Genomic DNA, 11,526 nt, shown 5'->3' with positions numbered 1-11,526 from the left:
TCGAGGACGATCACGACTATCACAATCACCTGCCTCTGTCGGATGACCGCCCCGCCACTGTCTGAGGGCGGTTCCGGCCCGGGCACGGGCAATGCAATGCAGGGGGAGGGTAGGCCGGGTCGGTTTGCCCTCCCTCTTTCGAAAGGTTCCAGCTCCGGCGTACTGACATGAAGGTGCTCGCCCAAACCTTGCCCACGGACTGGCGCGACTTCTTCGCATTAACAAAGCCGCGCGTGATGACACTCGTCATTTTCACGGGACTTTGCGGTCTGCTGGCTGCGCCTGGATCGATTCACCCGGTCCTCGGCTTTACTGCAATCCTTTGCATCGCATTGGGGGCGGGAGGCGCGGCGGCGCTGAACCAGTGGTGGGAATCAGATCTGGATGCCGGCATGAAGCGCACCGCGCGCCGCCCCATCCCTTCCGGCCGTATGGCGCGGACCGATGCGCGCGATTTCGGCATCGTTCTTTCTGTGGCCTCGGTGGGAATCATGGGCGTGGCGATCCACTGGCTGGCCGCGATCATCCTGGCGATTTCGATCGTCTATTACGCCGTCGTGTACACGATTTGGCTGAAGCCCCGGACCCCGCAGAACATCGTGATCGGCGGCGGAGCAGGAGCCTTTCCCCCAATGATCGGGTGGATTGCGGTGACTGGCGACATAACGCTGATGCCGGTTCTGCTTTTTGCCATCATCTTCTTCTGGACTCCGCCGCATTTCTGGGCGCTGGCGCTGTTCGTCCAGTCCGATTATGCGAAGGTCGGCATCCCCATGATGCCGGTCGTCCGGGGCGAAAAGTCCACGCGCCTTCAGATTATCGTCTATGCGGTCCTCCTGCTGCCGTTGGCCGCCGCACCGTGGTTCATCGGCGGCACAGGCGCGATATACGGGGTGACAGCCCTGGTTCTGTCGATTGCTTTTCTCCTGATGGCCGTTCCGGTGGCGTTCCGGAAATCTGCTCCTGATGATACAATGAAGCCGGAAAAGCGCCTGTTCGCCTTCAGCATCATCTATTTGTTCGCGCTGTTCGGTGTGCTGGTTGCGGATCGCGTGATTTACGGGCAGGGTTATCTATGATGACACCGGAAGACGAAACCGAACTGAAACGCCGCCGCACGAGCCGTAATTACGCCCTTGGCGCCTTGCTCGTGTTCTTCGTGATCCTGTTCTACGCAATCACCATCGTGAGGATCGGAGACTGAGATGAACGCGGGCAGCTATCCCACATCCTCAATCCAGAGCCGCAATCTGCGCACCGGCCTTATCGCATTGGCAGCCGCGATCGCTATGCTGGGGCTCGGCTATGCCGCAGTGCCGCTCTACCGCATCTTCTGCCAGGTGACCGGATTCGGCGGCACTACGCAGCGGGCGAGTCTGGCCGATGCCGATCTTGCATCGCAATTGGCACAGAGCGCGGGTTCTCCGACAATTTCGGTGCGGTTCGATGGAAACATCGCGCGTGATGTTCCCTGGTCGTTCGGGCCGGAGCAGGCGACGGACACTGTCCAGATCGGCCAGCGCGATATGGCCTTCTACATTGCCAGGAATAATTCCGATAAGCCGATCACCGGCACGGCGACTTTCAATGTCGAGCCGGAGCAGACCGGCAGATATTTCAACAAGGTGCAATGTTTCTGCTTCACTGAACAGACGTTGCAGCCGGGGCAGGAAGTGCGGATGCCTGTCCTGTATTACGTGGATCCCGCCATCCTCCAGGACGAGAACGCCAGGGATGTCGAGCAGATAACGCTGAGTTACACCTTCCACAAGGCGATCGAGGCGGAGGAAAGCGCCTCCTAGCCTCTGGACCAAACCCATGCCGGGGCCTAAAGGCAGCGGCAGTACGCACAGAACCGACAAGACCAGGACGAATCTTCTCATGGCCGGCAATACCAACCACGATTACCACATCCTGCCACCGGACATCTGGCCGCTGGTCGCCTCGATCTCGGCGCTGACATTCACGACTGGCCTCGTGTTCTACATGCACGAAATGGCCAATGCCTGGTTGGTGCTCGGCCTTGGGATTGCCGGTCTGATTGCCACCTTCTTCAGCTGGTTCTCGAACATAGTGAAGGAAGCGCAGGCGGGCTATCACAAGCCGGTCGTGCAACTGCATTTCCGCTACGGCATGATCCTGTTCATCGCGTCTGAAGTGATGTTCTTCGTGGGCTGGTTCTGGAGCTGGTTCGACTTCGCTCTTTTCCCCAGCGAGCTTTCCGACGTTATCGGCGGCGTCTGGCCTCCCGAGGCGATCGAGGCAGTGATCGACCCCTTCGATCTGCCGCTTCTTAACACGCTCATCCTTCTCTGCTCGGGCACGACGGTCACCTGGGCTCACCATTCCTTGATCCACGGTGATCGGGATGGTCTGAAGAAGGGCCTGATGCTGACGATCGCTCTGGGCGTGCTGTTCAGCTTCATTCAGGCCTATGAATATCTGCACGCTCCATTCGATTTCGGCGGCAACACCTATAGTTCCGCATTCTACATGGCGACCGGCTTTCACGGTTTCCACGTGCTTGTCGGCACCATCTTCCTGATCGTTTGCCTTGTTCGCACGAACAAGGGTCACTTCACGCCTCGCCAGCACTTCGGCTTCGAAGCGGCGGCGTGGTATTGGCATTTCGTCGACGTGGTCTGGCTGTTCCTCTATGTCACCGTCTACGTTTGGGGCGGATGGGGCGCCGAACTGCATTGATTCCTCAAGGCGGACCGCACGATGCCAGTGACCCGCAGAAGGCCGTTCACTGGATCGTCGCTTCTGCCCTGGGACAATGCCCGCGATGCGAAGAGCGGACGTTGTTCGATGGAATCATCCGGTTTGCCGATCGGTGCCGTGCCTGTCAGCTTGATCTATCGCGGTTTAATGTCGGTGACGGACCGGCCGCATTCCTTACGCTCGTCATTGGCGGGTTGATGGTTGGGCTGGCCATGTGGCTCGAAATCGCAGTGCAGCCGCCGTTCATCGTGCATGTGATCCTGTGGGTACCCCTGACGATCATCGCCATCCTGGGAGGGCTTCGCTTTTCCAAGGCCGCGCTGCTCCGCGCAGAGTACAGGCAGAGCGCAGGAGAAGCAGGGCGCCGCGATCCGTGATCCGGCCTCTTCCCGTCATACCGACAATCATCGTCGTCATTTCAGTGGCCATCATGATTGCGCTAGGCTTCTGGCAGCTTGGCCGCGCTGAGTGGAAGGCTGATCTTCTCGCCCGGTACAGGGCTGCAGACGGCATCGAAGCCGCCGTCGCCTATCCGCGCTCAGAAGCTGACATCGAGGCAGCGCGCTACCGCCTGAGCAGTGTCGAGTGTGAGCGGGTGCTGTCTTTGCGTTCCGGCGCAGGCACCAGCGCGCAGGGCACCCGGGGTTGGATGCACGTTGCCACTTGTGCTTTGGATGGTGGCGGCACGGGCAATGTCGCGCTCGGTTTCTCACGCGACCCGCAGACACCCGAATGGAGCGGCGGCAAGGCGGCCGGAGTGATCTCGTCCAGCGGCACTCTGGTAGCCGACCCGCCGCTTGCCGGACTTGAGCTCTTGGCGAAACCCGATCCCAACGATCTGCCGAACAACCACCTTGCCTATGCGGGGCAATGGTTCTTTTTCGCCGTCACCGCATTGGCGATCTATCTTCTGGCTGTCAGGCGCCGGTTGCGTCCTTCCCACTCGGAATAACTTGCGCGAGCCGCTCGCTTGCACGCTGCCCTTCTGCTCGCTAACCCACCAAACGTCATGCGATATATTTCCACCCGCGGTGCCGCCGACGCGCTTGATTTCGAAGGGGTGACGCTGACCGGTCTTGCCTCTGACGGCGGCCTGTTCCTGCCCGAGCGATGGCCCCGGTTTTCGCGAGGCGATGTCGCGGCAATGGCCGGGCTGTCTTACCCTGAATTGGCCGCGCGCGTCATGGCGCCTTTCGTGGCCGGGAGCCTGACGCAAGATCGTCTGCTCACGCTTTGCAGTTCGGCGTATGGCCGCTTCGCCCACGAAGCCGTAACGCCGCTGGTGCAACTCGATGCGCAGCACTGGCTGCTGGAACTGTTCCACGGGCCCACGCTGGCATTCAAGGATGTCGCGCTGCAGATGCTGGGCCTTCTGTTCGAAGAGTTTCTCGCCCATTCTGACAAGCATCTGACCATCGTCGGTGCGACCAGCGGCGATACCGGTTCGGCCGCCATCCACGCGGTCGCTGGCCTTGGAAAAATCGACATCTTCATGATCCATCCTGCCGGACGGGTCAGCGACGTGCAGCGGCGGCAGATGACCACCGTCAGCGCAAGTAATGTGCACAACATCGCAATCGAGGGCAGTTTCGACGATGCCCAGGCCATGGTCAAACGCATGTTCGCGGATGATGCAATAAACGGGCGCTTCCGCATCGGGGCAGTCAATTCCATCAACTGGGCACGGTTGATGGCCCAAGTGGTGTATTATTTCGCGGCAGCCCTGCAGCTGGGCGCGCCGGGGCGATCAATCGCGTTTTCCGTTCCCACCGGCAATTTCGGCGATGTCTTTGCAGGCTATGTGGCAGCGCGGATGGGCCTGCCGATCGAACGGCTGATCGTCGCCACCAACATCAACGACATTTTGCACAGGGCGCTGAGCACCGGGGACTATTCCGCCGGTGCAGTCACTCCCACGGCGGCGCCATCCATGGACATCCAGGTCAGTTCGAATTTCGAAAGACTGCTGTTTGACGCCGGCGGACGTGATGGCGCTGGCATGCAGGCGCAGATGGCGGCATTCGAGAAGAAAAAGGCAATGCGCTTGTCCGACTTGCAGATCGGCGGCACCGGAACCCTGTTCCGCAGCGCACGTGCCGATGAGAAGGACACGACCCTGGCGATGCGATGGGCCAGTGAGCATTGCGGCGAGATCATCGATCCGCACACCGCAATCGGCCTCCATGCGGCCCGCCATTCGGACTTGCCGGAAAGCGTGCCGATCGTGACCCTTGCCACGGCGCACCCGGCGAAATTCCCCGATGCGGTGGAAGCAGCGACAGGCCAGCGGCCCCAGGTTCCAGACAGGGTGGGAGATCTGTTCGCATTGGAAGAGAAGTTCACGACCCTGCCCAACGACTATTCCGCGGTGGCCGATTACGTTGCCGCCCATGCGACGCCGGTGCGCTGATGGCCGAGCTTCATGAACGGCCCTTGATCATGGAGGGCGCAGCCTGGCCCGACTACGGCCTGATCGACAGCGGCAACGGACGCAAGCACGAGCGGTTCGGCCCCTTCGAATTTACCCGTCCGGAGGGACAGGCCCTCTGGTCGCCGCGCCAGGACAATGGCGACTGGCAGTCCGACAGCGCCTTCATCCCTGCCTCGGATGAGGATGGCGGCGGGCGCTGGACCGGCAACCCCGCGGTTCCCGATGAAGGCTGGCCGATGCGCTGGAGAGAGCTGCGGTTCAATGCGCAGCGCACTCCTTTCCGGCATCTCGGTTTCTTTCCTGATATGGCGCCGGTCTGGGACTGGATGCGGTCGCAGCTTGACGGGCCCGACGATGCCGAGACGCTCAATTTGTTCGGCTACACTGGGGTCGGTTCGCTCGCACTCAGCCAATGTGGGCCGGTCACGCATGTCGACGCATCGAAGAAGTCGGTGGCGCAGGCGCGAGAAAACGCCCTCCTGTCGCAAATGGATGACCGGCCGATCCGCTGGCTGGTGGACGACGCCGCCAAGTTTACTGCGCGCGAAGTGAGGCGCGGACGCCGCTATGACGGGATCATCCTCGATCCGCCGAAGTTCGGGCGAGGGCCGAAGAACGAGACCTGGCGGCTCGAGGATTGCCTTGCTCCGCTGGTCGGCGATTGCCGGCAACTGCTCGATGCGGACAGCCGTTTCCTGTTCCTGACCGTCTATGCGGTGCGCATGTCCAGCCTGGCTTTAGGCGGATTGCTGAAGGAGGTGTTCTCCGATTTGCCAGGGCACATTGAACATGGCGATCTGGCCATGCGGGAAGAAGGCGAAGGCGGTCGTCTGCTCCCCACCGCGATTTTCGCCCGCTGGCGGCGGGATTAGGCCAGCGATCAGGTCGCGGCAAGGTCGCTCAGGAAAGTGCGGATACGCTCCGCATTCTTGCCCAGGTCGCTGACACCCACGCGGCTGACCGAACGCATGTCCACGACGCTGCCCCCACCGGGCGCGGGTGTGACGCGCAACACGACGTCATCCTCGAACCGCAGATAGGAGGCATATGCCGTCGCCTCGAGCCTTCCCCCAGCAGGATCGACTGCGGCGATGGTCCAGCCCCGTTCACGCGCTAATGTTTCGGCACGAGTGATGGCGTCTGCCACCGGCATCGGCAGGGTCACGCTGCGGATGTCGCCGTAGGCTTCATCGTGCAGGCGCCGCCAGTTCGCGACGGTACCGACTCCGACCAGATTGTCCTTTCGCAACGCAAGCGTGGTGAATTGCGGCGGGTTTGCGGTGTCTGTCGTAATGTCGTGCAAGGGCGGCAGATCGCGGGTGGGCAGCACCACGAAGGCAACAAGCACCAGAAATCCGGTCGACAGGAGAAAGCCAGCCAGCGCGCGTCTGATGGTCGTGCGTAGCATGACCCAGCCTGCAATCAGGACGATCAGCGCGAAGAGCACTCCGAAGGCGGCAAGCGGGGCAGCGTAAAAGATGCCGCGGAATCCATCGATCTTGGCAAGAATGTCGAGACGGGCCGCCGTCGCACCGCCGATGGCGAGTATCCAGACAGCGACGGAAATAATGAGGGCGATTAGCCCCAGCTTCGCCAGAATCTTCGGCCTGCGCATTGGAATTCCCCTCTCCAGCCCCTTACGTCACCTTGTCGCGCCTGCGTCGGTGGCGTCAAGCTGCAAACCCGTGACTGGACAGGGCGGCCAAGTGCTGCAAGGCCGCAGAAGCGTGAAACACCAGCAGCAGAAAGTCCTTTCCATTGCCCGATAGTCTGACGCTCCAGGTTGCCGATCTCGAGGTGGATGTGCTGACCGGCATCTATTCCGAGGAAACCGGGAAGCCGCAGCCGCTACGCATCTCCATCGATGCCGAAATGCGGGTCGCCGACAGCTATCAGCCCGACACGCCGCTGGATGCCAGCAAGAATTACATGGATCTGAAATTTGCCGCGCGTGAAGCCCTGCCGCCGTCGACGCATTTCAAGCTGATCGAGGCGGTGGCCGACCACATATGCGAAACGCTGTTCCTTCAGGACGAGCGGGTGCGGGCTGTGACTGTCAAGATCGTGAAGCTGGCGATTGCCGAAGCAAACGAAGAAATTGGTATAACTCTCCGCCGGGAACGGCGCTGAATGGGCGAGCAGCTCGTTCTGCAAGTCGACGGACTGCCGCCGCACGCCATTGAGGCTGCGGCGGTCTTTCATGCCACATGGATGCCGCAGGCGCTCGCGGCGCTGACAAGCGCGCCCGCATTGCTGCTGCAATTGCCTGCCGCGCCGTACGACCACGACGACTGGCGCCGCGCTGCGATCCGTGATCTCGCCCGCCGAACCACCCCGCACCGCGCCAACCTGATCGCCGGTGGCGATGCTGCGGCCATCGAATCGGCTATCCGTTATCTGGCGAAGGCTCCCAGCGTCACCGGACAGTTGCTGAAGCTTGCGGGAACGGCTGACGGCGCCTAGCTTTGTGGCATCATGAGCGAATTGCGCGCCAATGCGACACCACCTGCCGAAGACCGTTCCGCCCCGCTCGTCGATGCGTTTGCGCGGCATGTCACCTATCTGCGTCTTTCTGTTACCGACCGGTGCGACCTGCGCTGCACCTACTGCATGCCGGAAAAGATGCAGTTCCTGCCCCGCAGCGAGGTCCTGAGCTTGGACGAACTGCACCATCTCGCGCTGGGCTTCATCGACCGGGGAATCCGCCGCATCCGCCTGACAGGCGGTGAACCGCTGGTCAGGCGCGACATGATGGATCTGGTCCGCGCATTGGGACGGCGCCTTGGTGATGGGCTTGACGAACTGACCCTGACTACCAACGGCACGCAGCTTGCGGAACATGCTGCCGCACTGGCGGATGCGGGTGTGAAGCGGGTGAATGTCTCGCTTGACACACTCGACTCCGCTCTGTTCGCGCGGCTGACACGGCGTGATCGTCTGAAGCGGGTGCTTGAAGGTATTGCTGCCGCGCGTGACGCCGGGTTGAAGGTCAAGCTGAATACGGTCGCGCTTAAGGGATTGAACGAGGTCGAATTGCCTGACCTCATCGGCTGGGCACATGGCGAAGGGCATGAAATCACCCTGATCGAAGTCATGCCGCTTGGTGAAGTCGACGGCGACCGGATGGACCATTACCTGCCGCTATCGGCAGTGCGTGACCGGCTTGAGGCGCGCTGGACCCTGCGGCCGAGCACCTATCGCACAGGCGGGCCGGCGCGCTATTTCGATATAGCGGAGACCGGCGGGAGGCTTGGCCTGATCACGCCGCTGACGCAGAATTTCTGCGAAGGGTGCAACCGCATACGGGTGACGACCACCGGGCAGCTTTATCCCTGCCTGGGCGGCGGCGAACAGGTGGATCTGCGCGCAGCGCTCCGCTCGGATGATCCGGAGGACGGCCTGAACTCTGCCCTGAATCACGCGATGCGGATCAAGCCTGCCCGGCATGCTTTCCGCATAGATGCACATGGCCAGACCCCGGCGCAGCCCCGGCACATGTCGATGACCGGCGGCTGACGAATGGCGGTAAAGATCCTGTTTCTCGGTCCGCTGCAGGACCTTGCCGGTGCGGGCGAGCGCATGGTCGACGGGCCTCTCGACTGGAATGGCCTGATCGAGGCGGTGGGGCTGGACGTCGCGGCTAAGCTGCAAAGCGAAAAGGTAAATGTCGCCTGTTCCGGCAGATTACTGCCTGACAAGAGTACCCTTGCAGCACAGGACGGGGATGAGATCGCCTTGCTGCCCCCGGTGAGCGGCGGTTGAGGCGGTGATCGACGTTCGCTTGCTGGAGAAGGGCTTTTCGGCAGGACAGGCGCTGGCGCGTTTCGCGAAGGCCAATCCCGGCAGCGGCGGAATAGCCAGCTTCGTCGGCAAAGTGCGCCCGGACAACGACGTGAAGGCGTTACACCTCACCCATTACGAGCCGTTGACGCTGCCGGGCATGGAAGAACTGGCGCAAGCCGCGATGTCGCGGTTCGCGCTCGAGGGCGTTCTGGCGTGGCACCGCGTCGGCTATCTTCAACCAGCTGCGCCCATCGTCCTTGTCGCTGCCGCAGCGCGGCACCGGCGGGACAGTCTGGCGGCGGTCGATTACACGATGGACCATCTGAAAAGCGCCGCATGGTTCTGGAAGCGCGAAAAGCGCAGCGACGGTTGGCACTGGATAGAACCGCGCGGGCAGGATCATGACGACCTCGCCCGCTGGAACTAGGGACGAATGCGGGCGCGCAGATCCTGCAGGATGCGATCCTGCTCGCTGACCAGAGCGATGACCGCGTCACGCGCCTCCGCCACCTGATCAATCTTCTGAAAAGCCAGTGTGCTATCCACGTAGAGAAGATCGAGGTCGCCTAGCGGGACAGCAGTGGCGCTGCGCCTGGTGTCGAGATCGGCAAGCGCCACCTGCGCGGCCGCCCAGGCGTCGGAAGTCACTCCGCCATTCGCGCCGGCCGCTACCGCACGCCGCGCGGACGGCAGAGCTGCTACGAAAGCGGCATGCGATTCGCGTGCAGCAGTGACCAGGCCTGCGAGGCGGTTCTCTGTTGCCGCTGGCAGGGGAGAAGGCTGCGGAACGGGAATGTCGGCAATCACCGGCTCGAAGCTTTCTTCGGCCCTTTCCGCATCCCGCAATGCCAGTGAGGGATAGCGGTCGTCGCTGGCGCATCCCGCCAGCAGCGCGGCAAGGGCAAGGGCAAGCGGAGCGCGGGCGGCATACCTGTCCAGGGTAGAGGGCGGAAAGTGCAGAGTACGGTCGCGCATGGTGGTAAAGGCCATAGCAGGGCCTGTCCTGCTTGCCAGCCATACTGTGCGACAGCAGCGTTTTTGCAGCGGGCAAGCGTTGACTTGGGCCATAATCTCCCTTAACGGCAGCCATCTTTCCGGATGTCCGCAATCGCGGGCGGTCCGGCGCGCCGTTTCGTCACTGGAACGCAGGCGGGGCGGCACAGCATTTGATTAAGGGTAATGGCACCATGTTCGCAGTAGTGCGCACGGGCGGCAAGCAATATCGGGTTGCCGCCGGAGACAAGATCGCAGTCGAAAAGCTCACCGGTTATGCCGGTGATACGGTCACGCTGGGCGATGTCCTGCTGGCCGGCGAAGGCGACAGCATGCAGGACGCGTCGAAGGTGACCGTTTCTGCCGAGATCATCGCGCAGGCGAAGAGCGACAAGGTGACGGTGTTCAAGAAGCGCCGCCGCCATAATTATCGCCGCAAGGCCGGCCATCGCCAGCAGATGACCCTGCTGCGAATCACTGCCGTTGGTGGTGACAAGCCTGCAGCCAAGAAAGCATCCCCCGCCAAGGCGGCAGACGAGAAGTAAGAGGTAGAGCGCAATGGCACATAAGAAAGCAGGCGGTTCATCCCGCAATGGTCGCGACTCGGCCGGCCGGCGCCTCGGCGTGAAGAAGTTCGGCAGCGAAGAAGTGATCGGTGGCAACATCATCGTTCGCCAGCGCGGCACGAAATATTATCCCGGCTCCAACGTCGGCATGGGCCGCGATCACACGCTGTTCGCGCTGATCGAAGGTCGTGTCCGCTTCCATTCTGGCAAGCTGGGCCGCAAATACGTGTCCGTGGACGCAGCGGCGCAGGCAGCCGAGTAAGCTTTGGATATCCGGTTGCCGTTAGCGGCGGCCCTTCGCCGAAGGCATCCTTCGGCTGATGAGGGAAACGGGACCGCCTTTGTGGCGCATCCTGTTTCCCTCTTATCGTTTTATCTAGTCAGATCGTCGGATTTTTCCATTTCAGTGCCGCAGTAATGTCACCAAATGGCGGCATCTGCGTTGATGAACATAGGAGAATTCGACGATGTTCCATCGCAGCCGAAACCTTTTTCTGCGACCCGCCTGGCCGGAAGACAAAGAAGCTTTGCTAAATGCAGTTGGCATCACGCAACCTCTCGAAAGCGCCGTGTCGTCATGGCCGCATCGGCGGGCTGATGCGATCGCCTTTGCGGGCGACGAAGTGGATGCCATGCATCCTGCGCTCGTTATCGTGCATCCCGGCCCTCATGGGCAGAAGGTGATCGGCGGCATCGCACTCCGCCAGGACGAATGTGGACGCACGCGAATGGGGTGCTGGATAGGCAAGGACCACCGCCGCAAAGGCCATGCTACCGAAGCGGCGGGTGCGATGTTGAACATGGCCAAGATGCTCGGCCATTCCTCCGTCGCTTTTCTTCACTACCACGACGATGCGGCATCGGGGGGTTTGCTCGCCAAGCTCGGCTTTGAGGCGACCGGCGCGATCGCCTCACCAGGAGGTGCGCTGTCGGGGCAGCAATCGGCAACCCTGTACGAAATGAACCTGGCGACCGGCAGGGTAGCGCGCGCTGCCTGATCGGCCGGCGAACGCTACCCTGCCTTAACTG

Annotated in this window: 18 protein-coding genes; 16 read left to right on the top strand and 2 right to left on the bottom strand. The window is 61.9% G+C overall.

Annotated features, from left to right (window positions below):
* The first annotated feature begins 167 nt into the window (after nt 1-167).
* From G7A66_RS05270 to G7A66_RS05240, 8 genes are all read left to right on the top strand, one after another.
* Complete coding sequence (locus tag G7A66_RS05270; protein ID WP_174294644.1) at nt 168-1,079, top strand: heme o synthase; 912 nt, start codon at nt 168-170, stop codon at nt 1,077-1,079.
* On the top strand, nt 1,076-1,204 hold the full coding sequence (locus G7A66_RS14390; protein ID WP_269748163.1) for a hypothetical protein: 129 nt from the start codon (nt 1,076-1,078) through the stop codon (nt 1,202-1,204). Before G7A66_RS05270 ends, G7A66_RS14390 begins: the two co-directional genes overlap by 4 nt.
* Nucleotide 1,205: 1 nt before the next feature.
* Nucleotides 1,206-1,802, top strand: coding sequence for a cytochrome c oxidase assembly protein (locus G7A66_RS05265; protein ID WP_174294643.1), 597 nt, complete (start codon nt 1,206-1,208; stop codon nt 1,800-1,802).
* Between the two features lie 79 nt (nt 1,803-1,881).
* Complete coding sequence (locus G7A66_RS05260; RefSeq protein WP_174294642.1) at nt 1,882-2,703, top strand: cytochrome c oxidase subunit 3; 822 nt, start codon at nt 1,882-1,884, stop codon at nt 2,701-2,703.
* A gap of 101 nt (nt 2,704-2,804) precedes the next feature.
* The gene (locus tag G7A66_RS05255) at nt 2,805-3,101 is read left to right on the top strand and encodes a DUF983 domain-containing protein (RefSeq protein ID WP_332310492.1); all 297 of its coding nucleotides are present in this window, start codon (nt 2,805-2,807) and stop codon (nt 3,099-3,101) included.
* Nucleotides 3,098-3,676, top strand: a complete 579-nt coding sequence (locus G7A66_RS05250) for an SURF1 family cytochrome oxidase biogenesis protein (RefSeq protein WP_332310491.1) — start codon at nt 3,098-3,100, stop codon at nt 3,674-3,676. Before G7A66_RS05255 ends, G7A66_RS05250 begins: the two co-directional genes overlap by 4 nt.
* Nucleotides 3,677-3,733: 57 nt before the next feature.
* Entirely contained in the window at nt 3,734-5,134 is a 1,401-nt protein-coding gene (gene thrC, locus G7A66_RS05245; protein WP_174294640.1) for a threonine synthase, read from the top strand.
* A complete protein-coding gene (locus tag G7A66_RS05240; protein WP_174294639.1) occupies nt 5,134-6,027 on the top strand; it encodes a class I SAM-dependent methyltransferase in 894 nt (297 codons plus the stop codon). Before thrC ends, G7A66_RS05240 begins: the two co-directional genes overlap by 1 nt.
* Nucleotides 6,028-6,035: 8 nt before the next feature.
* On the opposite strand, the gene G7A66_RS05235 is transcribed toward G7A66_RS05240, so the two are convergent.
* A complete protein-coding gene (locus G7A66_RS05235) occupies nt 6,036-6,770 on the bottom strand; it encodes a DUF1499 domain-containing protein (protein WP_174294638.1) in 735 nt (244 codons plus the stop codon).
* Between the two features lie 143 nt (nt 6,771-6,913).
* Here G7A66_RS05235 and G7A66_RS05230 point away from each other — a divergent pair, with 143 nt between their 5' ends.
* Genes G7A66_RS05230 through G7A66_RS05210 form a run of 5 tightly spaced genes read left to right on the top strand, consistent with a single transcriptional unit; the run spans nt 6,914 to nt 9,365 of the window.
* Nucleotides 6,914-7,285 carry a dihydroneopterin aldolase gene (locus G7A66_RS05230; RefSeq protein ID WP_174294637.1) on the top strand — a complete coding sequence of 124 codons (372 nt, stop codon included), beginning with the start codon at nt 6,914-6,916 and terminating at the stop codon, nt 7,283-7,285.
* Nucleotides 7,286-7,618, top strand: coding sequence for a Rossmann fold domain-containing protein (locus G7A66_RS05225; protein ID WP_174294636.1), 333 nt, complete (start codon nt 7,286-7,288; stop codon nt 7,616-7,618).
* 12 nt (nt 7,619-7,630) lie between these two features.
* Nucleotides 7,631-8,671: a GTP 3',8-cyclase MoaA gene (gene moaA, locus G7A66_RS05220; protein ID WP_174294635.1), complete on the top strand. Its 1,041-nt coding sequence runs from the start codon at nt 7,631-7,633 to the stop codon at nt 8,669-8,671.
* A gap of 3 nt (nt 8,672-8,674) precedes the next feature.
* A complete protein-coding gene (locus tag G7A66_RS05215; protein ID WP_174294634.1) occupies nt 8,675-8,917 on the top strand; it encodes a MoaD/ThiS family protein in 243 nt (80 codons plus the stop codon).
* A 4-nt stretch (nt 8,918-8,921) separates the two neighbouring features.
* Entirely contained in the window at nt 8,922-9,365 is a 444-nt protein-coding gene (locus G7A66_RS05210) for a molybdenum cofactor biosynthesis protein MoaE (RefSeq protein WP_174294633.1), read from the top strand.
* On the opposite strand, the gene G7A66_RS05205 is transcribed toward G7A66_RS05210, so the two are convergent.
* Nucleotides 9,362-9,928: a hypothetical protein gene (locus G7A66_RS05205; protein WP_206675073.1), complete on the bottom strand. Its 567-nt coding sequence runs from the start codon at nt 9,926-9,928 to the stop codon at nt 9,362-9,364. The two genes, G7A66_RS05210 and G7A66_RS05205, sit on opposite strands and share 4 nt — an antisense overlap.
* Nucleotides 9,929-10,125: 197 nt before the next feature.
* Here G7A66_RS05205 and rplU point away from each other — a divergent pair, with 197 nt between their 5' ends.
* The 3 genes from rplU (at nt 10,126) to G7A66_RS05190 (ending at nt 11,495) form a co-directional block, all read left to right on the top strand.
* On the top strand, nt 10,126-10,476 hold the full coding sequence (gene rplU / locus G7A66_RS05200) for a 50S ribosomal protein L21 (protein WP_174294631.1): 351 nt from the start codon (nt 10,126-10,128) through the stop codon (nt 10,474-10,476).
* A gap of 13 nt (nt 10,477-10,489) precedes the next feature.
* On the top strand, nt 10,490-10,759 hold the full coding sequence (gene rpmA, locus G7A66_RS05195; RefSeq protein WP_174294630.1) for a 50S ribosomal protein L27: 270 nt from the start codon (nt 10,490-10,492) through the stop codon (nt 10,757-10,759).
* A 205-nt stretch (nt 10,760-10,964) separates the two neighbouring features.
* Nucleotides 10,965-11,495 (top strand): GNAT family N-acetyltransferase, encoded by a 531-nt coding sequence (locus tag G7A66_RS05190; protein WP_232366655.1) that lies wholly within the window; start codon nt 10,965-10,967, stop codon nt 11,493-11,495.
* Nucleotides 11,496-11,526: the final 31 nt, after the last annotated feature.

It is taken from the genome of Alteripontixanthobacter muriae (genome assembly GCF_013336795.1).
Taxonomy (GTDB): domain Bacteria; phylum Pseudomonadota; class Alphaproteobacteria; order Sphingomonadales; family Sphingomonadaceae; genus Pseudopontixanthobacter; species Pseudopontixanthobacter muriae.
Note: the sequence above shows the minus strand (reverse complement) of the source record. Positions and strands in the feature narration are given on the sequence as shown.

Coding starts and splice junctions, on each gene's coding strand:
- thrC (WP_174294640.1), top strand. CDS start 3,734: ATGCGATATATTTCCACCCGCGGTGCCGCCGACGCGCTTGATTTCGAA.
- G7A66_RS05235 (WP_174294638.1), bottom strand. CDS start 6,770: ATGCGCAGGCCGAAGATTCTGGCGAAGCTGGGGCTAATCGCCCTCATT.
- rpmA (WP_174294630.1), top strand. CDS start 10,490: ATGGCACATAAGAAAGCAGGCGGTTCATCCCGCAATGGTCGCGACTCG.
- moaA (WP_174294635.1), top strand. CDS start 7,631: ATGAGCGAATTGCGCGCCAATGCGACACCACCTGCCGAAGACCGTTCC.
- rplU (WP_174294631.1), top strand. CDS start 10,126: ATGTTCGCAGTAGTGCGCACGGGCGGCAAGCAATATCGGGTTGCCGCC.
- G7A66_RS14390 (WP_269748163.1), top strand. CDS start 1,076: ATGATGACACCGGAAGACGAAACCGAACTGAAACGCCGCCGCACGAGC.
- G7A66_RS05215 (WP_174294634.1), top strand. CDS start 8,675: ATGGCGGTAAAGATCCTGTTTCTCGGTCCGCTGCAGGACCTTGCCGGT.
- G7A66_RS05225 (WP_174294636.1), top strand. CDS start 7,286: ATGGGCGAGCAGCTCGTTCTGCAAGTCGACGGACTGCCGCCGCACGCC.
- G7A66_RS05265 (WP_174294643.1), top strand. CDS start 1,206: ATGAACGCGGGCAGCTATCCCACATCCTCAATCCAGAGCCGCAATCTG.
- G7A66_RS05260 (WP_174294642.1), top strand. CDS start 1,882: ATGGCCGGCAATACCAACCACGATTACCACATCCTGCCACCGGACATC.
- G7A66_RS05240 (WP_174294639.1), top strand. CDS start 5,134: ATGGCCGAGCTTCATGAACGGCCCTTGATCATGGAGGGCGCAGCCTGG.
- G7A66_RS05270 (WP_174294644.1), top strand. CDS start 168: ATGAAGGTGCTCGCCCAAACCTTGCCCACGGACTGGCGCGACTTCTTC.
- G7A66_RS05205 (WP_206675073.1), bottom strand. CDS start 9,928: ATGGCCTTTACCACCATGCGCGACCGTACTCTGCACTTTCCGCCCTCT.
- G7A66_RS05190 (WP_232366655.1), top strand. CDS start 10,965: ATGTTCCATCGCAGCCGAAACCTTTTTCTGCGACCCGCCTGGCCGGAA.